The sequence below is a fragment of the Pseudomonas sp. NPDC098740 genome, from assembly GCF_044760065.1.
GTDB lineage: Bacteria > Pseudomonadota > Gammaproteobacteria > Pseudomonadales > Pseudomonadaceae > Aquipseudomonas > Aquipseudomonas rossensis.
Map to the genome: position 1 here is coordinate 200,776 of NZ_JBIWAM010000004.1, position 23,921 is coordinate 224,696.

The following is a 23,921-nucleotide window of genomic DNA, read 5'->3' on the forward strand; positions in this document are numbered from 1 at the left end:
ACAGGTCTCAGCATGACTCAGACTCACGAAGACACGCCATTCGAAGGCTTCGAACTGTCGCCGCAACAGGCGCATCTGTGGCGCCGGCAACAAACTCGTCTGGCTCCGTCAGCGCAGCGGGCCACGCTGCGCATTCGCAGCGAACAACCGCTGGACAGCGCACGGCTGAAAAGCAGTTTGCTGGCCTTGATGCAACGCCACGAGATTCTGCGCACCCGTTATCAGCAACTGCCGGGGATGTCGCTGCCGATGCAGGTGATCGACGATTCAACCGTTGATTGGCAGGCGCTGGGAATCGAACTGCACGTGAACACCCAGTCAGCGACCTTGCACCTGCCGGCCTTGCATCTGGACAGCACCAGCCTGGGCTACCTCAGCGAAGAATGGGCGCTGGGTTACTTGCAAGCTGCGCCTCAGGAGCCGCCGCTGCAATACGCCGACTATGCGGCGTGGCGTCTGGAGTCGGTGGACGACCAGGGCCGACAGTTCTGGGATGAGCAGTTCAATGCAATGGTCGCGGATGTGCCTTTGCCTTGGCAGCGGCAGAATCCGGCTACCGGGATTGTCGAAATGGCGCGGATGCAACTGTCGTTCGACGACGCCACCCTGCAACGCCTCGATCAGCAAGCGACAAGCCTCGGCGTCAGCACCGGTACGGTCATGCTCGCCGCCTGGGTCACCTTGTGGCAACGCTACTGCGAAGCCGAACGCCTGACGCTGGCCTACGAAAACCAGACGCGTCCGGACGTGTTGGGTGATGCCATCGGCCTGTTTTCCGAGCCCATGCCGCTGACGCTCGACACCGCGCCCGAGCTGTCGTTTGCCGCGTTGTGCCAACAATTGAGCGAGCGTGTTGGACTGATCAACGATGCCCGGGATAGCTACCCGAGCCACTTGAGCAACGCGCCGTCACTGTCGGGCGTGGGTTATCGCGAACTCGCAGTCGTGCCGCACAGTGCGCTTAACGATGTCGGTTGGCAGATCGAACAGGTTGACAGTGTCAGCGCTGATTGTGCGTTGCTGTTGCAATACCAGCCGCGTTCGGCCAGTGGTTTGTCACTGCATTTTGATGCCGCGCTCTACTCACCTGCCCATGTCGAGCTCCTCGCCGAGCAGTTGCTGAGCGTGATCGAGCACAGCCTGCGTGAACCGGCCGCCAGCCTGAGCCAACTGACAACTTGCAGCGCCGCCGAGCAACAACGGGTGACCGGCGCATTGGCCACTTCGCCGACTTTGAGCCCGGCGCAAGAACAGCTTTATGCCGCCACTTTTGCCCTGCCAAACCTGGCAGCCTGTTTCGCCCAAGGCTCGGCCTCCAACGCTCAATGCCCGGCGGTCACTGGCCCAAGCGGCACCTTGAGTCATGCCGAACTGGATCAACGCGTCACGGCCCTCACTCAGCAATTGCTTGCCCAAGGCCTGGAACCCGGTGCTCGGATCGCACATTTCCTGCCGCGTGACATCGATGCAGTGGTGGCGCTGGTCGCCATCCTGCGTGCCGGCGCCTGCTACGTACCGATCGACCCGGCCTACCCCACCGAGCGCATCGAGCATATTCTGCGCGACAGCCAGGCCCGTCTGGTGCTGACTCATAACGCTCGCGTGCAAGATCTGCCGGCGGACTGGCAACCGAGCGCGATGGCGATTGATCGAGCGATGCCGGTGGTGCCGTTACGGGAGGAGCCGACCGTCTCGCGGGACCAGCCGGCCTACCTGATTTACACCTCTGGCAGTACTGGACAGCCCAAAGGCGTGGTCATCAGCCATGCCAACGCCCTGCATTCGCTGGCGGCGCGGCTGGCGGGGTATCCGCAGCCGGTGCAACGCTTCCTGCTGCTGTCGTCGTTCGCCTTCGACAGCTCCATCGCCGGGCTGTTCTGGAGCCTGGCCCAGGGCGGTTGCCTGCACCTGGCCAGCGAAACCGAACAGAAAGATCCGCTGCAACTGGCCCGGCTGATCCGCAGCCACGGCGTATCGCACCTGCTGGCACTGCCTTCGTTGTACGCCTTGATCCTGGACGAGTTGGGCGAAGTACCGAGTCCATTGAACACCGCGATTGTCGCCGGTGAAAGCTGCCCGCCAGCGCTGGTCGACAGCCACTATCGCCGCCTACCGGACGCGCAGCTCTACAACGAATACGGACCGACGGAAGCGTCGGTGTGGAGCACCGTCGCTCTCTGCCAACCCGATCAGAACGCGGGGTCCGTCCCCATCGGCCGCGCCATTGCCCACACCCAGATGTATTTGCTCGACAGCGACGGCGCCCCCGTGGCCCGAGGGTTCAAAGGTGAAATTCACATTGCCGGACCGGGACTGTCCGAAGGTTATCTGGGCCTGCCGCAGATGACCTCCGAGAAATTCATCCAGGCCAGTCATCCATCCCTCGACGGCCAACGCCTGTATCGCACCGGCGATTTCGCCTGGCAGGACCTGGACGGACAACTACTGTTCCTCGGGCGCACCGACTCACAGATCAAATTGCGCGGTTACCGTATCGAGTTGGGCGAAATCGAAACCGCGCTATGCAACGTCAGCGCCGCCAAACTGGCGGTGGTCTTGTTGGACACCACTCAGACCGAACCGAGCTTGCGTGCGTTCATAGAATCGGCCACTCAACTTCAGGCCAGTGCCGTGCGCGAATCCCTCGGGGCGCTGTTACCGGCGCACATGATTCCCGCCGATATCCAGTGGCTGGCGCAGCTGCCGCGCACTGCCAACGGCAAGGTCGACCATCGTGCCTTGCTGACCCGTACGCCAAATCGCAGTCTCGCGGCTTACGCAGCGCCCGAAGGGCATGTCGAACAAGTGCTCGCAGCAGTATGGCAAGAGCTGTTGGAGGCTGAAGTAATCGGCCGTCATGACGACTTTTTCGCCCTCGGTGGCCATTCGCTGCTGGTGGTGCGTATGACCGCCAGGTTGCGCGCCACGCTCGGCATTGAGGTGCCGGTCAGTGTGATCTTCCAGCACCCGACGTTGATCGGCCTTTCTGAACAAATTACCCGGCCCCACGACCAGGCAGCGATCATTTCCTTGCAGGCCGGTGAAACTGGACAGACACCGTTGTTCTGCCTGCACCAGCCAGCGGGCGGGGTTCACCATTACATGCCGATGGTCGCCGGGTTGCCGAAGGTGCTGCCGGTGTACGGCGTTCCGCTGCCCGAGTCGCTGCGCAGTCAGGACCTCGTTGCATTAGCCCGCGAATACTTGCCGCAGATCCGCCAGATTCAGGCTCAGGGTCCGTATCGCCTGGCCGGTTGGTCGATGGGCGGCTTGCTCGCGCTGGAGCTGACCCGGCAACTGGAGGCCCAAGGGCAAACGATTGAGTGGTTGGGGTTGTTCGACAGCACGTTCCACGCCGAGGATGAAACGCTGGCGTGGGATGCGCTGCAGGCCATCGTTCAGCAAGAATTGAGCAGCGACAGCCGCCAGCGACTCACCGAGCAATGTCTGACGGAGCTGCGCACGGCGACTGCCGAACTGGGTCGCGTGGAGCAATTGCGTTTCGCCTTGTTGCAATGGACGAGTGCCAACGGCCTAGGGCTCAATGCACCGCTGGCCTATGTCGAACAGACCTTGAATGTGATGGCCGACGCGCGTCGTTGGGTCAGCGGCTATTCGGTGCCCGTCGTGCAGGCCATCCTGCAACTCTGGTGGGCCGAACAGACGCTTGTCGAGCACCCGAATCTGCCGGCGCAATGGGACGCGATCAGCCAGCGAACCTGTCATCATCAGGTCCCCGCCGATCACGACTCGATCCTCGGGCAGTCCGCCTTCCATGAACAACTCAACAAGTCGCTGGCCATGGCCTCGACGGAAACCGTCGCATGAACCTGATTCTCTATCTCTACCGCCAATCGGCACGCCTGCTGGCTCTGGCCTCGATCACTGGCGCACTGGGCGGTCTGGCCAGTGCGGGGCTGGTGATTCTGATCAACCGTGGGTTGGCCAACCCGCAGCAATTGCCGGAACTGGCCCTGGGGTTTTTCGGGCTGTGTATCGGCATGCTGCTGAGCAAACTCTGTTCAGAACTGTCGCTTCTGCACCTGACCCAAAGCGCGATTTTCCAGATGCGTATCGACTTGTCGCGCAAGCTGCTCGCCACCCCGCTCAAACGCCTGCAAGGCATGGGCAAACACCGCTTGCTGGTAATCCTCACCGAAGACGTGCACACGTTTACCGCTGCGTTCGAGTGGGTACCGTTGCTGTTCGTCAACGCCGTGGTGACCCTGGCATGCTTCGCCTACCTGGCTTGGCTGTCGTGGTCGTTGCTGGCGATTCTGGCATTGTTTCTGATGGTCGGCCTGGTGGCGTTTCACTTGGCCGAACGTGGGCCGTTGAGCCATCTGGAACGAGTGCGCCAGCAAAAGGATGTGCTGTATCAGCACTTTCGTAGCCTGATCGAAGGCAGCAAGGAATTGCAGCTGAACAACGCCCGCGGCGAAGCCTTTGTCGAACGAGTCATCCGTCCGGGTGCCGACGAGTTTCGCGTGCGTTTCCTGCGCGGTATGGCCGGATATTCGGTGGTGGCCAACCTTGGTACGCTGCTGTTTTACCTCAACCTCGGCGTGCTGCTGTTCATCGTGCCGTTCTGGCTCCCGCAACCGATTACCGTGCTGACCAGTTTCACCGTAACCTTGCTGTACCTGGTACGGCCGATCTCCGACCTGATGATCGCCCTGCCCTCGCTGCGTCAAGCCAGCATCGCCCTGAACCGCATTCGCCAACTGGATGCGGAGCTGAGCACCGAAGCCCAGATAGCTGCGCCGATCGGTAATGTGTTCGCCAGTGAAGGCCCGATGCGCTTGCTGCTTAACGGTGTGTGCCACCGTTATCCCGGCGAGCACGAGGATCATCCTTTCATGCTCGGGCCAGTGGACCTGACGCTGGAACAGGGCGAGCTTGTGTTTGTGGTGGGTGGCAACGGCAGTGGCAAGACCACGCTGTCGATGCTGATGCTGGGCTTGTATGCACCGGAAACCGGTTGTGTGGTGCTCAACGGTGTGGAAGTGGATGACGACAACCGCGAGCAATACCGTCAGCACTTTGCCGCGGTGTTCGCTGACTTCCACCTGTTCGAACATTTGTTGGGTGACGACGGACCGGACGCCGAACATCGCACCGCCGAAGCGACGCGTTATGTGAAAGCGTTGGGGTTAGGACACAAAGTCAGCATTGTCGATGACCGTTTTTCCACCGTGGAACTGTCTACGGGTCAACGCAAGCGACTGGCGCTGGTGTCGGCGTATCTGGATGACAAGCCGTTTTATCTGTTCGATGAATGGGCCGCCGACCAGGATCCGACCTTCAAGCGGGTGTTCTACATGGAGTTGTTGCCGGAACTGAAAGCCCGGGGCAAAACCGTGATCGTGATCACCCACGATGACGCTTACTTCCAGCAGGCTGACCGGGTGCTGAAAGTAGAGAACGGCCGTCTCACCCAGGTGGAAGCGCACGCGGCTTATGCCTGATGAGGCGCTGTGATGTCAGCGCCCGGCACCAGCGGACAGTTGTCGCAGTACGGGCGTGCATCACCTAATTGATGGTGCAGGCAGCACACCTTGCGCATCAGTAATGGCACGCCGCTCGGACCGGGAGCCAGTTGCAGGAAGCCGTATAGCGGATTGCGAGTGCCATCGGCCCAGTGCCGCTCCCGAAACAGATGGTCACGCCATTGTGGCGCGTGCGGCATCTGGAAGTAATCGAGTGCGACATCGATGGCGGCCGCCACGTTGTTCCATAGCAAGCGCTGGGCCACCCGCCCGGCGCTGGCCAGTGCCTGCACCAGAGGCGCCATGTCCTCAGTCAGCAGTTGCTGCGCGAAGGCCAGCGGATTGTTCAATGGCAGCACCTCACCGGCAGCAAACACCTGAGCCACAGGCATGCCGTTTTCCAGCGCCACATGGGGATCATGCACGATACAACGCAGATCCTGTGCAGCGGCGGCCAGCGGTAAGGCCAGCGTCACGCAGATCAAGTCCATCGACCATTGCGACACCAGTGCAGCCCGAGGCGCAGCGGGATAGTAGTGAGCGTAAAGACTCAACAGGTCAGTGCAGGTTTGCGGATCGCGAAACTCAATCAACCCACGGCCTTCGACGTGGCTGCTCAGTCGGCAGGTGCTGCGCAGAAAGGCGCCATCGAAACGAAACAACTGATCGAGCAGGGTTTCGTCGAGCATTCGGGCGGTGGTTTGAAGAGACGTCATGAGGCTTCGTAACTGAGTTTGAGAACTGTTAACCTACCACGTTTTTTGAATTCCGAAGACTCAACACGGCGGGTCAACCCCCAAGTTTGCCAGGCAGGACGCTCCGATGTTCATCCAAGATATGAAGTTGCTGGCCGCACCTTACTGGTCAGCTCAAGGCCGTCGTCGCGCGTGGCTGACACTCGCCCTGGCCATGCTGGCGGTGGCCGGGATCATTGCGATCCAGGTGCGCTGGAACGAGTGGAGCCTGGGCTTTTACAACTCGTTGCAAAGTCTGGACGCCGCTGCGTTCGGTTATCACGTCGTGGAGTTGCTGGTACTCGACGTCGCCTTCATCGCCTGCACCATGGCCAAGTTCCAAGTGCAGCAGCGCTTGCTGATCAGCTGGCGAGAAAAACTCACCCAGGCCTTTCTCGGCAAGTGGCTCGACAGCCAACGCTACTACCGCAGCCGCTTTTACAGCGTGACCTACGACAACCCCGATCAGCGCATTGCCGAGGACTGCAAGATCTTCGTCGAGCAGACCCTGGACCTGGGCTTGAACCTGCTCCAGGCGATCATTCTGGTGGTGCTGTTCAGCATGATCATGTGGCGCATTTCCGGCACGCTGGAATTTGAAGTCGCCGGGCATGCCATCGCCATCCCCGGCTATATGTTATGGCTCGCCTTGATCTACGCCGTGATCGGCAGCGGCATCGCGCACTGGATCGGTAAACCGCTGATCGGGCTCAATTTCCTGCAACAACGTCGTGAGGCGGATTTTCGTTTCGGCCTGACGCGTCTTCGTGAAGACGCCGAAAACGTCGCCCTTTCCCGTGGTCAGGGCTGGGAAAGCAAGCAGTTACTGGGACAACTGGGACTGCTGCTGAGCAACTACGGCAAGCTGGTTCGCTCGAAAAAACACCTGTTGGGCATTAATGCGGCGTATGAGCGATTTGCCTTTACCTTGCCGCTGCTGCTGGTGTCGCCGCGCTTCTTCTCGCGGGAAATCCAACTGGGGCAACTGACTCAGATCGCTTCGGCTTTCGGCGAAATTCAGGCTTCTCTTTCGTTTCTGATTCGTAGCTACCCGCAAATCGCCGAATGGCGTGCGACCAAGACTCGCTTATGCAGTTTCTGGCGTGAACTTGACGCACTACCTGCACCGGTTGACCCCGTCACCCGTCGTACAGCTGGCCTGCGTTTGCATGACTTTGCACCGCTGAACGAGCACGGTTTACCGCTGTTCGAACCGCTGACGCTGACCTTGGCTCCCGGCGAACGGCTGCTGCTGCGCGGCCCTTCCGGCGTGGGCAAGACCACCCTGCTCCGCTCGCTTGCAGGATTGTGGCCACGGCACCAGGGCAGTGTCGAACTGGACCGCGAGGGTCTACTTATCCTGCCGCAGAGGCCTTATTTGCCCAATGGTTCGTTGCATGAACTGTTGCATCAAACCGGCGAGACCGGTGCTATCGAAATCGATGAAGCACGCCTGGAAGCCGTGCTCAAACTAACAGAGTTGCAGCACTTGCCGTTGCACAGCACCGATGACTGGAGCCGGCGTTTGAGCCCCGGCGAGCAACAGCGCCTGGCCATGGCCCGCGCCTTGCTGATTCGGCCACCATTGCTGTTCCTCGATGAAGCCACTTCGGGCCTTGACGACAGTGCTGAGCGACGGCTGTACGAAGCGCTGGCGGCAACCGACATTACGCTGGTCAGCATCGGCCATCGCGAAAGCCTCGGTGCGTACCACACCTGCGTGATCGATGTGGTGCCAGTGGCTTTGCCCTCCGCGCCCAAACCAATCCCCTCCACCACGCTGGAATTTTGAGATTATTGATATCGTGCCAAAAAAGTGGCTGGGGTTTGCGAGCCTGACTGCGTGCCTGCTCTGCGTTGAACACGCTCAGGCGAACGAGCCTGTACACCGCCAACGCGGCCCAAGCATTGCCCTGTGACGGTTACAGTTAGGGCTTCGGTGCAACTGGAACCGATGCCAGCCTGTGTCGGTGATCCAGCGTGATAATCAGGCTCAGAATCGATTGAAGGGGCACTGAAGCCTGTCCCCTTTCTTGGCTTCGCTTGTCTTTCAAGGTAAGCGAACGAAAAAGAATCCCTGCTGATATCGGTCGATATTGTTATCTGTCCCGCTATCTTGTGCTTCCTGAATGCCACACACATATCGTGACCAGTGATCCATTAACATTTGCCGCTTGCCGAAAAGGTTTCCACGGCGATAAGCCGCCTCAACCGCACTCTCTACTGCATGTGCAAGTGCCTGCTCGCAGACTTCTCGTGGATAGTGGGTGACCGCACTCGCCCAATCCCTAAAAGTCGAACGGAATCCGTGAGTCGTGAGATCGTTGCGCTTCATTCGACGCAACACCATCAACATCGCCATGTTGCTCAGCGGTCTCCCTTTTCGAGCACCCGGAAACAGATGATTGTTCCCCTTTACGCGTGGAAGAGCGATCAGTAGATCCAAAGCCGCTTGCGACAAAGGAACCCGGTGCTCCTTCCCGGCTTTCATTCGCGACGCCGGAATGGTCCATATCCCTGCCACGAGATCAATCTCCGCCCAGGTAGAGTCAGGCACTTCACTGGTTCGGCAGGCTGTCAGGATGGTGAAGTGCAGGGCTTTAGCGCTCAGATCTTGTGCTTTTTCAAGAGTTCTCAGCTTTCTGGCCTCTGCTGCTTTCTCACGAGCGTTCGCGAGACTTACTTCAGGACTCCCGCCCAGCCCCATGTCTCGGCTCTTGCCGGCAATCTTGTAGCGAAAGATCCAACTAGCGCCACCGGAGCGGCCGACTTTCAAGTAGAGGCCGTCGCCATCATTGGTCATTCCAGCCAACCCGACCCTGATTATTTTCTCTACGGTTTTTGTCGTCAGTGATGCCATCAGTCACCTCCTATTTAAAGGATGATGACTCAATCTAGATGAGTCTCAGCCCATACTCCAGCCCATACCTTGGCCCCTGGCTTTCCGTAGCCGCATGCGGAACACAAAAGACAAAAATCTTCATAAGCGACTGTTTTCAAAATTGTTTTTCGTACCAAAACAGAACATCTATGGACGTCAATAAACATCAAAAAAAGAGACATCGCCTCCGCCATATTTGTACCGACAAAGCCCTGATTAGTCAGGGCTTTGTCGTTTCTGGGGTTTGGTGGAATCATCGTCTGTCGGCATATCTTCCATCACTATTATGGAAAGCGTTCTGTAATTCAGTCCGTTTCACCCCGCTCCGGCGTCGACCACGACTTTCGAATCCCCGAAACGAAAAAGCCCAGCAGTTGCCCTGGGCTTTCTCGTTTCGGGGGTAGGCTCAATGGAGCTGGCGTTGTCTCTGTAGCTCTGTCTTCAGCCAGGTGCTCGTCGGTTGGACACCTGTTGAGCAACGCACTTCATAGGCTTTGCCATTCATGCTGCTTTTAGTGGCAGCGAGATCGATGAAGTCTTCTGCGCTGCTCACCAGGTTTTTGCCTTCGAGATAATTCAGCTTCTTTTCGAGATGTGCCCGAGCCTGGGGTCCAGGGTATTCACTGCCGTTGCGCACGAACTTACACTCACTGCGCTCCACAAAATCCAGCAAGCCTTTTATCTCCTGGTTTGCCTGTGGCGTGGTTTGAGCCTGCGCACCGCCCGCCACTGCAAAAAGGCCGATAGAAGCAGTGATCAGCCATCGGCGGAAAATGGGTCGAGTCACTGCTACTTTCAAAATCCACATGATACTTCCTTGTCCTGAAAGGGGTGACTGTAGCGCGGCATCGCCCGAGCAGCCAGCGCTGTTAGCCTTCAAGTTTGGGCCAGTCCGCATGCGCTCCCCTGCGCGCAATACCCAACGGTAACCAGCAGAACGCTGTGCGATGTGGTTCGTTCGAAGGGATCAACCTGTGGAAGGGAAAAGGGATCAATGAGCCCAATACCTCTGTGCGCGAGCAGTTGGCCAAAGTCGCAGTTACTTATCCCTGTATCGGCATCAGACTCATTGATCGTTGCCCAGCTCAATGTTGGGCGATTTCCATCTAACCGAATGGAGATGCATTGGCGCGTCAATAGCAGCCATGCACTATTTTTTTAACAAAACAACTTCTGCACGTCTAATCACCTTTTTCCCCGGCCTTATAGGCTCAGGAAATATCCCCTTCAAAGCCAACCGCTATGGCGGCGGCACCATTCGTCGTATCAGAAGCGCTGCGCGATTTTTTTGACTATTCCTGGCTTAAGGTTTGCAGAAGACGCTCGTGGCAGCCCCAGAACGACGTAATTCTGACGCGGCAGCACTTTAATTAACGCTTAGGACGCCAGCGATGCGCTTGGTCAGTCACCGGAGATGTAACGTGTCAACTCTCAATGAAATCGCAGCGAACCACGCGAGAATGGCTAAGGCTCTTGTCGAAGAGTCGACCGGGCTGAGTGAGCGCCACACCCAGATTGTGGATAGTTTCGAAGTTCCATCCATGGATGCGCAACATATTCCTCTGCACCTTATCGCAGGAGTGCAGGACAACCATTTCGCGCAAGCAACGGCCTACTTGCTCTGACGGTGTTTGATCTGGGCAGCCTGTCGGGCAGGCGGTAAAGGTCTGCCTGCCGGCGCGGTAAGGTCGAGTACCACTTCTTGGCCTAAACTCAACTGACTAGCCCGTTGGGGAGCAGCCGGAGTGGCATTCCCATGCTCGAAACTTTAGAGATGTCGCGTGTTAAGCGCTTCGCCGCAAACGTTGCCGGCCGAGATTTCGCGGTCGGTGACATTCATGGCCATTTCACTCGGTTGCAGGACGCTCTGGATGCAGCCGGGTTCAACCACTCGGTAGATCGCCTGTTCAGTGTTGGCGATCTGATTGACCGCGGGCCCGAATGCCATGATGCGCTCGATTGGCTGGACAAGGCATGGTTCCACCCGGTGCGAGGCAACCATGACGACTACGTGGTGTGCTTCGATAGCTGCGACGTCGACAGCTGGATCGACAACGGCGGTTCATGGTTCGTGGACCTGTCGCTGTTCGAGAAGCAAGCATTCGCGGCGCAGTTCGCCAAGCTCCCTATCGCGATCGAAGTCGAAACAGCATACGGCCTGATCGGCATCGTGCACGCCGATTGTCCATTTCCATCATGGCAGCAACTGCGAAAGGAACTGGAGTCGCCGGAAACCAACAGGCGTCTGCAGGAGCTGCAGCACTACTGCATGTGGTCACGAAGGCGGATCGATCAGCAGGAAACGCATGGCGTTGAAGGCCTACGCGCACTGGTCGTAGGGCATACGCCGCTTTATATGCCCGTCAGCCTTGGCAATGTGATTCACATCGATACGGGTGGCTGGAGGCCGGACCGTGGTTATTTCACCCTGCTGGATCTCGAAACGCTCGAAACCATCCCCGCAAGCTGACTCAACACGGATCGGCCAATGCCATTCACTCAAAAAAAAACCCGGCCTCATCAGCCGGGTTCTTTATTAGCTATTCAGGTGGCATCACTGCCACCCACCCTCAACAGCACTTCGGCCCAGCCTTGCTTCCGTAACGAGCTTCCTGGCGTTCCCGAAAGAACACCTCATAACTCATCACCGGTTTGTCCGGGTGCTTGGTTTGCATGTGCTCGACGTAGGTGTCGTAGTCGGGCATGCCGACCATCAGGCGCGCGGCCTGACCGAGGTATTTACCGAGGCGACTCAGGTCATTGAACATGCTGCAATCCTCGATCAGGCGTCCGGCAGTGCCTGGAATGGCGCTTCTTTATCCGTACGTTCTTTGGTGCCCCAGGCGGCGATACCGACCTTGAGTGCAAAGAACAGGATGCTGAAGACCACCAGCAAGAACAGCGCGGTCAGCGTTGCGTTGGTGTACGCGTTGTAGATCACGTGCTGCATCTGGTCGATGCTCTTGGCCGGGGCGAGGATCTGACCGTTGGCCAGGGCATCGCTGTACTTCTTGGCCAAGGCCAGGAAACCGATCGCCGGGTTGGCATCGAACAGCTTGATGAAGCCTGCGGTGGTGGTGCAGATCAGCAGCCACACAGCGGGCAGCATGGTGACCCAGACGTAGCGCTGGCGTTTCATTTTGATCAGCACAACGGTCGCCAACATCAGCGCGATACCGGCCAGCATCTGGTTGGAGATACCGAACAACGGCCACAAGGTGTTGATGCCGCCCAGCGGATCGATCACGCCCTGGTACAGCAGATAACCCCACATCGCCACACAACCGGCGGTTGCGATCAGGTTGGCGATCCAGGATTCAGTGCGTTTCAGCGCTGGCACGAAGGAACCGAGCAAGTCCTGCAACATGAAACGGCCGGCACGGGTACCGGCATCGACTGCCGTCAGGATGAACAGCGCTTCGAACAGGATCGCGAAGTGGTACCAGAACGCCATGGTGTTTTCACCCGGCAGAAGTTGGTGCAGGATCTGCGCGATACCGACCGCCAGGGTCGGCGCACCGCCGGCACGGGCCAGGATGGTGGTTTCACCGATGTCCTTGGCCACCGCTTGCAGCGCTTCCGGGGTAATTGCAAAGCCCCAGCTGCTGACGGTCTGAGCCACCGAAACAGCGTCAGAGCCGACAAGCGCCGCCGGGCTATTCATGGCGAAGTACACACCCGGTTCGATCACCGACGCAGCAACCATGGCCATGATGGCGACGAAGGATTCCATCAGCATGCCGCCGTAACCGATGTAACGGGCATGGCCTTCGCTGGCCAACAACTTCGGCGTAGTGCCGGAAGCAATCAGCGCGTGGAAACCGGAAACTGCGCCACAAGCAATGGTGATGAACAGGAACGGGAACAGACCGCCCTTCCATACCGGCCCGGTACCGTCGACGAACTGGGTCAGCGCCGGCATTTTCAGGTCGGGCATGGTGATCAGGATGCCGATCGCCAAGGCCACGATGGTGCCGATTTTGAGGAAGGTCGACAGGTAGTCCCGCGGCGCCAGAATCAGCCACACTGGCAATACCGCGGCGACGAAACCGTAGCCGATCAGCATCCAGGTGATCTGGATCCCGGTGAAGGTAAAGGCCTTGGCCCAGACCGGATCAGCGGCAATCTGCCCGCCGAGCCAGATCGAACCGAGCAGCAGCAACACGCCGACGATGGAGATTTCACCGATGCGACCCGGGCGGATGTAGCGCATGTAAATGCCCATGAACATCGCGATCGGGATGGTCGCCATCACCGTGAACATACCCCACGGGCTTTCGGCCAGGGCCTTGACCACGATCAGCGCCAGCACCGCGAGGATGATGATCATGATCAGGAAGCAGCCAAACAGCGCGATGGTCCCGGGGATGCGGCCCATTTCTTCACGGACCATGTCGCCCAGGGAACGGCCGTTGCGGCGGGTGGACATGAACAGGACCATGAAGTCCTGAACGGCACCGGCCAGCACCACGCCGGCAATCAGCCACAGCGTACCGGGCAGGTAACCCATCTGCGCCGCCAGGACCGGACCGACCAGCGGCCCCGCGCCAGCGATGGCGGCGAAGTGGTGGCCGAAGAGGACGTGTTTATTGGTCGGCACGTAGTCCAGACCGTCATTGTTAACGACAGCCGGCGTGGCACGATTGGGGTCGAGTTGCATCACTTTGGTAGCGATGAACAGGCTGTAGTAGCGGTATGCGACGAGATAGATAGCGACTGCTGCGACTACGATCCAGAGGGCGTTGATCGCTTCGCCGCGGCGCAGGGCCACGACACTTAGCGCAAACGCTCCCAGGACAGCCACGGCAAACCAGGCGAGGTGTTTAGCCAGACGGGGCATAGCGTGTCTCCTGCCGACAGCCAGTGGACTGCGGCGGTAATTTTTATAATTGTGTCCGCTGTGCGGAGCTGGCCCAATATCCCCGCATGCCGTCTACAAATAAATCCGCGTTACTACGTACATGGCGTCTACGTAGTTCTACGTAGATGACGCCGCTCCCACAGGGGAATGGTGTACACCTGCGAGTAATGGGTCGGCTGTCAGGCCGCCTTCGCGAGCAGGCTCGCTCCCACAAGGGATCGGATACGCCTTTCGCCCCTCACCACTCAACAGGCCGAGCGTTAGCTCGCCTGCAGCTTTTGATCTTGATCTACCCGCCCCTTCACGCCCTGAGCCTCTCCGTCAACTCGTGGCTACCTCCATCGGCGCCTCTATCAACGTTGATCCGCGCCGCGTTAAAGCCTGCAGGTAAGCTTTTTCGTCATAGACGGTGCTGGTTTTCCAGCACCGCTACTGGACGCGCGTATCTTTGGCATATGATGCCGGGCCTTCGCCTTCCCTCGGTCCGGACAGGAGCAGAGATGCAGCTCAAACACAAAATCGTCGCGCTCGGGATTCTTCCGCTGGTGTTGGCCATCGCCGTCATCTGCGCGCTGGTGATTTCCATGAACCGCCAACTGGGTGAACAACAGGCGCAACTGATCGAAGACAGCATTCTGGCCAGCAAGCGCGCCGAACTTAAGAACTACGTCGAAATGGCGCAAAGCCTGATCGAACCGCTGTACGACGACGGTCACGGTGACGAACACGCACAGCAACAAGTGCTGGAAGAACTGCGCAAGCTCAGCTTTGGCATCAATGGCTACTTCTTCGTCTACGACCACGAGGGTCGCAGCCTGATGCACGCGCGCCAGTCGGAGCTGGTGGGCAAATACCTGTGGGACATGAAGGACCCTCACGGTTTGCCTGTGATCCAGGCGTTGCTCAAAAGTGCGCAATCGGGCGAAGGCTTTCAGCGCTACGCCTGGAACAAACCCTCTTCCGGCCAGGTGACCGACAAGCTCGCCTATGTGGTGATGCTGGATCGTTGGGGCTGGATGCTCGGCACCGGCATCTACCTTGAAGACGTGGAGCGCGCGACCCAGCAGGCGCGTGACGAAGTGGCCCAGGGCATTCGTAAAACCATGCTGGCGATTGCCGCGGTGGCCCTCGTGGCGGTGCTGTTTGTCTTCGCCAGCGGCATGACGCTGAACGTCAGCGAGCATCGTCTGGCCGACAAAAAACTTCAGCGCCTGACTCAGCGTATCGTCAGCTTGCAAGAGGAAGAGCGCTCACGGGTTTCCCGTGAACTGCACGACGGCATCAGCCAGTTACTGGTCTCCATCAAGTTTCAGTTCGAACTGGCCAGCCATCTGCTCGAGAATGGGCAAGCACACGACAAGGGTTTGAGTACGCTGAGAGACGCCACGGAACGCCTGGGGGAAGCGATTGGCGAGGTTCGCAGCCTCTCCCACGACCTACGCTCCTCGCTGCTCGACACCCTGGGCCTTCCGGCTGCGATCGATCAACTCGCCGCAGAATTCGAGCAACGCAGCGGCCTGGTGGTGACTTTTAACGACAACGAATTCGACTGTCACTTGGTCGATGGGGCAGCGGTCTCGCTGTTTCGCATCGTGCAAGAAGGCCTGACTAATATTGAACGACACGCCCAGGCTAAAAACGTCTCCATTACCCTGCACGGGTCCGAAGATTCCGTACGGTTGACGGTGGTCGATGACGGTATCGGTTTCAACGTCGCCCAGGTCGAACGTCGTCACGCGGGCATTGGCCTGCGTAATATCCGTGAGCGTGTCGAGCATTTTGGTGGACGATTCGACCTGATCTCGATGCCGGGAAGAAGTGAGCTGGACGTTCTGCTGCCGATGAAAGTGCCCGGTGCAAAACGCTGACTCGCCCCACAACAACAAGAGTGAATGCCCGCAATGAACCTGCCCTACCCGATCCGCGTCGCCCTGGTCGACGATCACGCCCTGGTCCGCGACGGGATCAAAGCGCTGCTGGCGGTCATGCCCCCCCTGGAAGTGGTGGGCGAAGCCGAGAGTGGCGCGGATGCCATTGAAATGGTCGGGCGCTGCCAGCCGGACCTGTTGCTGGTCGACATCAGCCTGCGGGACATGAACGGGCTCGAGCTGACCCGGGTGTTGCGCAGCCAGTACCCGTCGCTCAAGGTGCTGGTGCTCAGCATGTACGACAATAATGAATACGTGAGTGAGTCCGTTCGCGCGGGGGCCAGCGGCTATGTACTGAAGAACTCACCGTCGCGGGAAATCATCGCGGCGATCGAAGCCATCGCCAGTGGCGGCACGTTCTACAGTGCCGAGATCGCCCAGCGGCTCATCGCCGATAAAAATACCGACAACGAGCTGACACCGCGCGAGAGCCAGGTGTTGTACAAGATGGCGCAAGGGCTGAACAACAAGGAGATGGCCCGCGAACTGGACATCAGCGTTCGCACGGTAGAAACCCATCGCTTGAGCATCCGTCGCAAACTCAACATCGACAAACCGGCGGCCCTGGTCAAATACGCAATCGATCACGGGATCATTTCGCGGTAGCGGATATGCATCATTTGCCGCTGTGATTCTGGTCTTGTGCACACCTATCCGAATTTCAGGCAAAAAAAATCCCAGGCAGCTGATGGACGCCTGGGACTCAAAATGCATAAACCGTGGTGGTGAACGCGGGGCGAATATTACTTAATATTTCTGCCTGTAACAAGATATTTTGATTCACTATCCAGTTACTAAATCTTCTAACTCATTAAATATCCACACATTTTTTATGGACGAGTAGCGACAAGGACTGATTTAGAGGTACCAGCGATACTCCCGCGCACTGATGTCCTGCAGGAACGCCAAATGGTCCTGGCGCTTGTTTTCGCAGTAGACATCTACAAACTCTGCCCCTAAACCCTCGCGCAGCTGCGCGTTGTTCTGCATCGAACGCACGGCCTCCAGCATCTCCAATGGGAAGTCGATACCGCTGCCACGATCTTCGTTGAGGGATGCAATCGGTTCACGCCCCACTTCCAGCCCTTGCTCCAGCCCTACCAGAATCGCCGCCAACACGAGATAAGGATTGGCATCCGCGCCCGCCAGGCGATGTTCGATGCGCAGATTTTTAGCGTCCGACTCAGGCACCCGCAGGCAGGCGTCACGATCTTCAAAGCCCCAACTGGCGCGCGTCGCGACATTCACCGTGCCGCTCAAGCGCCGCATTGCGTTGTGATTCGGTGCAAAGATCGGCATGCAATGCGGCAACACTTCAAGGCAACCGGCCACCGCGTGGCGTAGCGCCTGTTGATCGTTAGCCGCCAGCAGGTTGGTTCCCGCCTCGTCGTAAAGGCTCACATGCACATGCATGCCGCTACCGGGGTGCTGCAAGTAGGGTTTGGCCATGAAGCTGGCGCGGTGGTTGTGCTTGAGGGCCACGCCCCGTGTGCTGCGGCAGAACAGGGCCGCCCAGTCGGCCGCACGCAGACCGTCGTCAAGGTGACCGAAATTGATCTCGAACTGGCCCGGGCCCAACTCCGCAGTGATCACCGTGGCATCGATGCCTTGCGCCCGCGCGGTCTCGACCATGTCATCGAGTACCGGTGAAAATCTCGACAGCCGTTCGATGTGCATATTTGGCTGATCATCGGCATCGTCGGTCAGCTGATCGCGAGGGAACTGTGGCAAGCCGTCACGTAGCTGGCGATCGAACAGATAGAACTCCAGTTCGAACGCGACCACGGGGAAAATCCCTTTTCGGCCAAGGCGCTCAAGCACCTGCGCCAACACTTCACGCGGCTCGAAGACGATTGGCTTATCAGTACCGCTTGAGGTAATCAGCATCTGCCCCAGCGGTTGTTTTTCCCAACTCACGGGCTTGAGCGTACCGGGCACCAAGCGGCGTGGAGCATCCGGGTCGCCGTCGTTGAAACAGTAGTCACCGATTTTGAACAGACCGCCCTGCGTGCCCAATAACACACAGTTTTGCGGCAGCTTGAGCACGCTGCCAGCGGCGACCTTCTCGAGCATTTCTATCGGGTAGCGCTTACCGTAAAAATGCCCGGGGATGTCCAGGGAAATCAGGTCAACGTAACGCACCTGCGGGAAGCGCTGACGAAACGCGCGAACCTCAGCAACCAGATCAGAGCAGACAGCATCCATCGTTAGTGTTCCTTGTTGTTTTTATCAGGTGTAAACCCAAAGCACCCGGGTGAGCTGATCCGAGAGGTTGCCGTAGCGACAATGTGTATGACTGGCTAGCTGAAAACTGTCGCCGGTGCGCAATGTCACCGGTTTATCGTCATCCAGCCACAGCGTCAGCTCACCCTCGAGGACATAGCCACCCTGCTCCGAGCTGTCGTTCATGTGCCGATCACCACTGCTGGCGCCGGGCTCCAGTTGGCTTTCAAGCATTGAAAAGGACGCCCTCATCTTCGGAGAGACGAGGATGTCGGTAATCCCGTCGGCGTAATACAGCGTGCGTCGCTCATCCGGACGGGTAACCCAAGGCAATGCCATGGGCTTGGGCAAGCTGTAGAAATAGGTAGTCGGCACGCCGAGGGTTTCGCTGATGGCGGTCAAGTCCGCCACCGTGGGACGTGACAACCCCCGCTCGACTTGCGAGAGAAACCCGACCGAACGACCGATTTTGTCCGCCAGGTCTTTCAGCGTGTATTTTTTGTGTTTGCGCAGGTCCTGGATCAGGATCGCCAGCGCCGAGATTTCTTCTTGCATGTCCATCTAAAGGCTTCCCGAAATTGGTGCTTCAAATACTGTCGCGCAGCCGATACCAGGCCTTGCCGATGGCTTCCAGCGGTGCTGCCAAATACTTTCCACCGGGAAAACTGCCGTTGATCAAACCCTGATACAACGCCAGCTCATCCGGCTGGCCAAGTATCGCGTCGGACACGGCACGCGCCCCGGCCAAAGTCGGCAGCACGCCATGACCTGAGTAACCCTGTAGCCAGTAGAGATCGCCACGTCGACCAATGTCAGGCGTGCGCTTGAGGGTCAGATCAATGTGTCCCCCCCAGGCAAAGTCCAGTTCGACGCCCCTGAGCTGGGGAAACACGCGCTCCAAATAGGGCCGTGTCGCAGCAGCGATGTCCTTCGGCATGCCGCCCAGGTAAGTGCAACCACCACCAAACAGCAGGCGGTTGTCCGGCGTACGGCGGAAATAATCGAGGACAAACTGGTTGTCGGTGACGCACACATTGCTGGGTAATAGTGCGGTCGCCTGTTGCTCTGAAAGTGGCGCGGTGGCCACCTGATAAGTGCCAACCGGTAACACGCAACTCGACAGCTTCGGATCAAGCCGATCAAGGTAGGCGTTGCACGCCAGCACCAGCACGTCAGCGCGAATGCGACCGCGTTCAGTGGTGACTACGTACTGACCGCCCTCTTCGCGATAACTCAGCGCCTTGCTCTGTTCATGAATGCGTCCACCAGCCTGTTCAATCGCAGCGGCCAGGCCGAGCGCCAGTTTCAGCGGATTCAAATGCCCGCCTTCAGGATCAAACAGACCTGCCTGGTAACGCTCACTGGCGACCCAATCAGGCAACGCCTCGCGCGCGATGAACTGCAAACCATCGTGGCTCCACTTGTGGCTGGCCTCGTGCTGCCATTCTGTCAGCAGACTCACCCGACGCGGCATCACCGACGTCCAGAGGTGGCCAGGCCGATAGTCACAATCGAAGCCATGGCGCGCGGGCAAGTCTCGCAACTCCCGGGCAGCCCAACGCATGCTGTCCCATAACCGGCGCGCACGCTCGTAACCCAGCGCCGCCTCCAACGGCGGCATGTCACACGACCAACCGAGAATGGCCTGACCGCCATTGCGACCCGAGGCGGCCCAGGCCACCCGACTGGCTTCCAGCAACGTCACGCGCTTACCGGCCAGGGCCAGACGCAACGCCGTATGCAACCCACTGAAGCCGGCCCCGATGATCAACACCTCGGTGTCCTGCTCGCCCTCCAACGCGGCTCGATCGAACAGACGATCGGCGCAGGTGTGGGCGTAATAGCTGGCGACGTGCTGGGTAGATTGCTGAAACATGCAGGCCTCGTGAATTTTTATACTTATATTTTCATGAAAAAGTACACGTTAAATTTCACGACCGCAACCGTTCAAGGCGCAAAAAAAATCCCGCCCAAGAGAACCCGGGCGGGATTTTTTTCAAACAGACAGCGTTATTAAAACAACGCTGTCGACGTTTCAGGCGACAGGAATCACCGGCTAAACCTTACAGGCAATCGCGCACTGCCTTGCGCAACGCCCCTGATTTCGCCCACGGCGGCCCCTGATAAAGCGATACGTGACTGCCATCCTTCGATTTCACGATATCCACGATCTCGTCGGCCGAAATGATGCTCGGCGCCGTGATCCTGTAGCCGTTGGAAATCGCCGATTGGGTTGTATTGGGTATTTCCTGCTGCCACGCCGGCTGAACACACGCGGCATAGTCTTTTGGCGCCTTGTTGCTGTACTTGCTGACATTGGGCTCACCGGGCACCAAGGACGCGGGCAACGAACAGCCCGCCAGCAACGCCAACCCTGCTCCCCCAATCAACTTGCGCATGACGCTTCCTTATCCGAAAAAGAGGAATGTAGCGCGTCGCTGCCTAGACATCCATCCGCTGAACAGCACTCAGCGAGGCGCGTTGTTATCGCCCGGATCCGGGTATGACCTCTCGTTGAGATAGGTCATCCATCTTTCGTACGCCTCATGCTGCCATTGAGTGACCCGCTCCCATTCCGGGCCGCTCAGCTGATGCGCGGAAATCAGCTTCATCATTTCCGTGGTAGCCGCGTCCATGTCAACCATCAGCTCATGGGCATGAAATCGAAAGTCATCGGTGGTCGTCATTGGAAGTTGCCTCGCCCTAGCGAAAATTCACTACCTCACTACGACATCAGATCTGCCCGTTCGCGTTCATTTTCCCGACAAAAGGCTACGCCAACGGCCCGGACGAACGAAACGCCATGAATTCGGAAATGGGACTAAAATTTCTTAGCAGAGATTTTCAGGAGGTCATCATGTGGCTCAACGAATCTGAAAACGAACTTCGGCGTGACCTGCAAGGCGTTGCGTCGGATCTGAGATGGTCAGCGGTAGAGCTTTTGCGCATCGCAGAGCAGCTACGCCAGCTCGGCAATGATGTGGATGCGCAAGCAGCCCAAAAGCTTTGCGAGTTGTTTCAGGGAGATGAAGAACGACTGAAGGGTTATGCCGAGGAAGTGAAAGCCAAGTTCATCACTCGAACGAAATCTCATTAGCAGGAGCGCTGCCATGAACAAGCCGATAGGCGCGCTGATCGTCGTACTGGCAGCGTCAAGTGGCTGCAGCACTGAGTCGCGCATCTATCGGGATCAGCCGTTGGTCGCAAAGGTGGAGACCGGCATGAGCAAGGATCAAGTCCAGCAGATCGGCGGCCAGCCTTTATCGATAACGGATCGCACGGCTGAGCCAGGCACGTGCTTTGACTACAAGCTGACGCAGGCCGGCCATCAGGAAACGTACAACGTCAGTTTCGATGGCATGGGCAAGGTCGACCATAAAAGCTTCATGACTTGCGCGGAATGGAGTCGCATGCAGCAAAAAGCCCGAGAGTCTTCCCGCAGTTCCGGTGGTGGCGGTTATTAGCCCCAGACCTTAACGCCATGCGAAAAAGCCCCGGCGAACCGGGGCTGCAGCGCACTATCAATCTGACTTCTGGCTGCGTGCAGGCCGGCTTGATCTAGCCTTGTAGCCGGGAAGAGAGGCCGCAAAGGCCAGTGCTTCCTCTCTGCTGCCAAAGGCTCCAAGCCGGTCACCTTTGGTGCACACCCGCCACGGACCGTTGTTCACGCTGAGTACGTCATAACCGTTCATGTGCATTTTGGTCAGCATCGGAACGCTCATAGTCACCTCCATTTCGGCAGTGATGATCCTGGATTCACCTGAATACCTTACACCCGACCTTCATTGAAGTGCCGACCAGACGTCGAGCCAGGAGGGTATCCGTAGAAACCCGATACCACGATGGCTCCATTTCTGGATGGGTTGTTTGCGTGTCAGCCCTGGTCGCCGCCACCGACCGGCATGATCATGCCGGTGATATAGGACGCTTCGTCGCTGGCCAGAAACAGAATAGCGCTTGCCTGTTCATCCAGCGTGCCATAGCGCTTCATCAAACTGCTGTCGAGCGTCTGGTCGACAATCTGCTGATACCAGACCTTCTCTTGCGCGCTCTGATCGGCGCTGTTGCGCGGAATGACCCGCGGCGGCGCTTCGGTGCCACCGGGTGCAGTGGCATTGACCCGAATCCCGCGACCGGCGGTTTCGAAGGCCAGGCAAGCGGTCAGCGCGTTGACCCCACCCTTCGCCGCACCGTACGGCACGCGATTGACACTGCGCGTGGCGATGGACGAAACGTTGACGATGGCGCCACTCCCCTGTTCAAGCATGAACGGCAGCGCGGCATGACAGCACCACAGCGTCGGGAACAGCGAGCGGCGCACTTCAGCCTCGATCTGCGACGCTTCGTAATGCTCAAAAGGCTTGGTCCAGATCGTCCCGCCCACATTATTGACCAGCACATCCAGACGCCCGAAACGCTCGATGGCGGTTTGCATGACGCGACTGCATTCGCTGTATTGCTCAAGATCGGCGGTCAGCGCCAGCACCTGGCCACCCTGCCCCAATTGCTGCTGAACCTCGAACACCAGCTCGGAGCGATCGACCAGAATCAACCGAGCACCTTCCGCCGCCATGCGCTCGGCAACGCGCCGACCGATGCCTTGGGCAGCACCGGTGATCAGCGCGACTTTTTCGTGAAATCTGTTCATACCCACCTCGTGTTTGCGCCAACCCCTCCGTAGGAGCTGTCGAGTGAAACGAGGCTGCGATCTTTTGATGTCGCCCTTGTAAAGATCGCAGCCTCGTTTCACTCGACAGCTCCTACAGGGACAATGCCGCAGAGAATACTTACGCCGCGCTGGCGGCAAATTTCTCGTAGTAAAAGTTTGTCGGCGCGATGCCTTTTTCACGGATGAACTGGCTGACGGCCTCGACCATCGGTGGCGGGCCGCACAGGTAGACATCGACGTCGCCTTCGTTCAAATGCTGCGGCTCGATGTGCTGGGTCACGTAGCCCTTGAGCGGGTGCTGACTGTCCGGGTTGGCCACGCAGGCACTGAAGCTGAAGTTCGGGATTCGCGCGGCGAAGGCTTCGAGTCGATCCATTTCCACCAGATCGAAATCGTTGGTCACGCCGTAGATCAAATGCAGCGGATGCTCACTGCCCTGCTCGGCGATTTTTTCCAGCATCGCCGTGAACGGTGCCAGCCCCGTACCGCCGGCCAGCAGCAGCAACGGACGGCGAATGTCGCGCAGGTAGAAACTGCCCAACGGCCCGGCCAGGCTCATGCTGTCGCCGGCCTTGGCCATGCCGGTGAGGAAGCTGCTCATCAAGCCGCCGGGCACGTTGCGGATCAGGAAACTGACTTCGCCGTCGCGCTGCAACGAGCTGAACGAATAGGCGCGGGTCTGCTCGCTGCCGGGAATCCCGAGGTTCACGTATTGCCCTGGCAGGAACGCCAGCTTGCTCAGGGCTTCGCCCTTGATCGACAGCGCGATGGTGCTGTCGGACAACTGGCGCACGGCACTGATGGTGGCGTCATAACTGGCCTGACGTGTGCGGCACACCTCGGATGAGGTCGGCACGCGCACCACGCAATCGCTCTGGGCGCGCATCTGGCAGGTCAGGACGAAACCTTGCTCGGCCTCTTCCGCGCTGAGCGCGTCTTCGATGTACTCCTCGCCCAACTCATAACGGCCGGCCTCGGCGAAACATTTGCAGGTGCCGCAAGCGCCGTCGCGGCAATCCAGTGGAATATTGATGCCTTGGCGATACGCGGCATCGGCCACGGTTTCGCCGGCATTGGCGTCGATGAATCGGGTGACGCCGTCTTCAAAATTGAATGCGATGGAATGAGTCATGACC

General features: G+C 58.7%; 23 protein-coding genes. 10 read left to right on the top strand and 13 right to left on the bottom strand.

Annotated elements, in window-relative coordinates; all coding sequences use genetic code 11:
• Positions 1 to 12 precede the first annotated feature (12 nt).
• Positions 13 to 3,828, top strand: coding sequence for an amino acid adenylation domain-containing protein (locus ACIQU2_RS06840; protein ID WP_403139555.1), 3,816 nt, complete (start codon positions 13 to 15; stop codon positions 3,826 to 3,828).
• Positions 3,825 to 5,468, top strand: coding sequence for a cyclic peptide export ABC transporter (locus ACIQU2_RS06845; protein WP_403139557.1), 1,644 nt, complete (start codon positions 3,825 to 3,827; stop codon positions 5,466 to 5,468). Before ACIQU2_RS06840 ends, ACIQU2_RS06845 begins: the two co-directional genes overlap by 4 nt.
• On the opposite strand, the gene fhuF is transcribed toward ACIQU2_RS06845, so the two are convergent.
• The gene (gene fhuF, locus ACIQU2_RS06850) at positions 5,459 to 6,205 is read right to left on the bottom strand and encodes a siderophore-iron reductase FhuF (RefSeq protein WP_403139560.1); all 747 of its coding nucleotides are present in this window, start codon (positions 6,203 to 6,205) and stop codon (positions 5,459 to 5,461) included. The two genes, ACIQU2_RS06845 and fhuF, sit on opposite strands and share 10 nt — an antisense overlap.
• 106 nt (positions 6,206 to 6,311) lie before the next feature.
• On the opposite strand from fhuF, the gene ACIQU2_RS06855 reads away from it, so the two are divergent.
• The gene (locus ACIQU2_RS06855; protein ID WP_403139562.1) at positions 6,312 to 8,015 is read left to right on the top strand and encodes an ABC transporter ATP-binding protein/permease; all 1,704 of its coding nucleotides are present in this window, start codon (positions 6,312 to 6,314) and stop codon (positions 8,013 to 8,015) included.
• A gap of 258 nt (positions 8,016 to 8,273) precedes the next feature.
• Here ACIQU2_RS06855 and ACIQU2_RS06860 read toward each other — a convergent pair whose 3' ends face one another.
• Positions 8,274 to 9,083: an integrase arm-type DNA-binding domain-containing protein gene (locus tag ACIQU2_RS06860; protein ID WP_403139565.1), complete on the bottom strand. Its 810-nt coding sequence runs from the start codon at positions 9,081 to 9,083 to the stop codon at positions 8,274 to 8,276.
• Between the two features lie 427 nt (positions 9,084 to 9,510).
• Entirely contained in the window at positions 9,511 to 9,912 is a 402-nt protein-coding gene (locus ACIQU2_RS06865; RefSeq protein WP_403139567.1) for a DUF5329 domain-containing protein, read from the bottom strand.
• A 613-nt stretch (positions 9,913 to 10,525) separates the two neighbouring features.
• Here ACIQU2_RS06865 and ACIQU2_RS06870 point away from each other — a divergent pair.
• Together ACIQU2_RS06870 and ACIQU2_RS06875 are read left to right on the top strand one after the other, a co-directional pair.
• Positions 10,526 to 10,729 (top strand): hypothetical protein, encoded by a 204-nt coding sequence (locus tag ACIQU2_RS06870; protein ID WP_283184049.1) that lies wholly within the window; start codon positions 10,526 to 10,528, stop codon positions 10,727 to 10,729.
• Positions 10,730 to 10,860: 131 nt separating this feature from the next.
• Entirely contained in the window at positions 10,861 to 11,574 is a 714-nt protein-coding gene (locus tag ACIQU2_RS06875; protein ID WP_347806289.1) for a metallophosphoesterase, read from the top strand.
• 100 nt (positions 11,575 to 11,674) lie between these two features.
• Here ACIQU2_RS06875 and ACIQU2_RS06880 read toward each other — a convergent pair whose 3' ends face one another.
• Together ACIQU2_RS06880 and ACIQU2_RS06885 are read right to left on the bottom strand one after the other, a co-directional pair.
• Complete coding sequence (locus ACIQU2_RS06880) at positions 11,675 to 11,872, bottom strand: YbdD/YjiX family protein (RefSeq protein WP_007900300.1); 198 nt, start codon at positions 11,870 to 11,872, stop codon at positions 11,675 to 11,677.
• Positions 11,873 to 11,886: 14 nt separating this feature from the next.
• The gene (locus tag ACIQU2_RS06885; protein WP_403139571.1) at positions 11,887 to 13,944 is read right to left on the bottom strand and encodes a carbon starvation CstA family protein; all 2,058 of its coding nucleotides are present in this window, start codon (positions 13,942 to 13,944) and stop codon (positions 11,887 to 11,889) included.
• A 521-nt stretch (positions 13,945 to 14,465) separates the two neighbouring features.
• Between ACIQU2_RS06885 and ACIQU2_RS06890 the strand changes: the two genes are divergently transcribed.
• Positions 14,466 to 15,833, top strand: a complete 1,368-nt coding sequence (locus ACIQU2_RS06890) for a cache domain-containing protein (RefSeq protein WP_347804838.1) — start codon at positions 14,466 to 14,468, stop codon at positions 15,831 to 15,833.
• Positions 15,834 to 15,866: 33 nt separating this feature from the next.
• Positions 15,867 to 16,499: a response regulator transcription factor gene (locus ACIQU2_RS06895; protein WP_008154581.1), complete on the top strand. Its 633-nt coding sequence runs from the start codon at positions 15,867 to 15,869 to the stop codon at positions 16,497 to 16,499.
• 252 nt (positions 16,500 to 16,751) lie between these two features.
• Here ACIQU2_RS06895 and ACIQU2_RS06900 read toward each other — a convergent pair whose 3' ends face one another.
• From ACIQU2_RS06900 to ACIQU2_RS06910, 3 genes are read right to left on the bottom strand one after another with little or no spacing between them, the layout of a single operon-like run.
• Complete coding sequence (locus ACIQU2_RS06900; RefSeq protein WP_403139574.1) at positions 16,752 to 18,098, bottom strand: glutamine synthetase family protein; 1,347 nt, start codon at positions 18,096 to 18,098, stop codon at positions 16,752 to 16,754.
• 24 nt (positions 18,099 to 18,122) lie between these two features.
• Positions 18,123 to 18,677: a helix-turn-helix domain-containing protein gene (locus tag ACIQU2_RS06905; RefSeq protein WP_140682294.1), complete on the bottom strand. Its 555-nt coding sequence runs from the start codon at positions 18,675 to 18,677 to the stop codon at positions 18,123 to 18,125.
• Between the two features lie 25 nt (positions 18,678 to 18,702).
• Positions 18,703 to 19,992 carry an NAD(P)/FAD-dependent oxidoreductase gene (locus ACIQU2_RS06910; protein ID WP_403139577.1) on the bottom strand — a complete coding sequence of 430 codons (1,290 nt, stop codon included), beginning with the start codon at positions 19,990 to 19,992 and terminating at the stop codon, positions 18,703 to 18,705.
• A 9-nt stretch (positions 19,993 to 20,001) separates the two neighbouring features.
• Here ACIQU2_RS06910 and ACIQU2_RS06915 point away from each other — a divergent pair, with 9 nt between their 5' ends.
• Positions 20,002 to 20,133: a hypothetical protein gene (locus ACIQU2_RS06915; protein ID WP_403139579.1), complete on the top strand. Its 132-nt coding sequence runs from the start codon at positions 20,002 to 20,004 to the stop codon at positions 20,131 to 20,133.
• Between the two features lie 46 nt (positions 20,134 to 20,179).
• On the opposite strand, the gene ACIQU2_RS06920 is transcribed toward ACIQU2_RS06915, so the two are convergent.
• Positions 20,180 to 20,515, bottom strand: a complete 336-nt coding sequence (locus tag ACIQU2_RS06920; RefSeq protein ID WP_347804836.1) for a hypothetical protein — start codon at positions 20,513 to 20,515, stop codon at positions 20,180 to 20,182.
• Positions 20,516 to 20,584: 69 nt separating this feature from the next.
• Positions 20,585 to 20,803, bottom strand: a complete 219-nt coding sequence (locus tag ACIQU2_RS06925) for a hypothetical protein (RefSeq protein ID WP_347804835.1) — start codon at positions 20,801 to 20,803, stop codon at positions 20,585 to 20,587.
• A 170-nt stretch (positions 20,804 to 20,973) separates the two neighbouring features.
• Between ACIQU2_RS06925 and ACIQU2_RS06930 the strand changes: the two genes are divergently transcribed.
• Together ACIQU2_RS06930 and osmE are read left to right on the top strand one after the other, a co-directional pair.
• Positions 20,974 to 21,213, top strand: coding sequence for a hypothetical protein (locus ACIQU2_RS06930; RefSeq protein ID WP_282377872.1), 240 nt, complete (start codon positions 20,974 to 20,976; stop codon positions 21,211 to 21,213).
• A 13-nt stretch (positions 21,214 to 21,226) separates the two neighbouring features.
• Positions 21,227 to 21,580, top strand: a complete 354-nt coding sequence (gene osmE, locus ACIQU2_RS06935) for an osmotically-inducible lipoprotein OsmE (protein ID WP_403139582.1) — start codon at positions 21,227 to 21,229, stop codon at positions 21,578 to 21,580.
• Positions 21,581 to 21,637: 57 nt separating this feature from the next.
• Here the strand turns inward: osmE and ACIQU2_RS06940 are convergent, their stop codons facing one another.
• The 3 genes from ACIQU2_RS06940 to benC all read right to left on the bottom strand — a co-directional run bounded on the left by ACIQU2_RS06940 (position 21,638) and on the right by benC (position 23,917).
• The gene (locus ACIQU2_RS06940) at positions 21,638 to 21,838 is read right to left on the bottom strand and encodes an SPOR domain-containing protein (RefSeq protein WP_282377869.1); all 201 of its coding nucleotides are present in this window, start codon (positions 21,836 to 21,838) and stop codon (positions 21,638 to 21,640) included.
• A gap of 152 nt (positions 21,839 to 21,990) precedes the next feature.
• The gene (locus ACIQU2_RS06945; protein WP_403139585.1) at positions 21,991 to 22,764 is read right to left on the bottom strand and encodes a 1,6-dihydroxycyclohexa-2,4-diene-1-carboxylate dehydrogenase; all 774 of its coding nucleotides are present in this window, start codon (positions 22,762 to 22,764) and stop codon (positions 21,991 to 21,993) included.
• 139 nt (positions 22,765 to 22,903) lie between these two features.
• Entirely contained in the window at positions 22,904 to 23,917 is a 1,014-nt protein-coding gene (benC, locus tag ACIQU2_RS06950) for a benzoate 1,2-dioxygenase electron transfer component BenC (RefSeq protein WP_347804832.1), read from the bottom strand.
• Positions 23,918 to 23,921 lie beyond the last annotated feature (4 nt).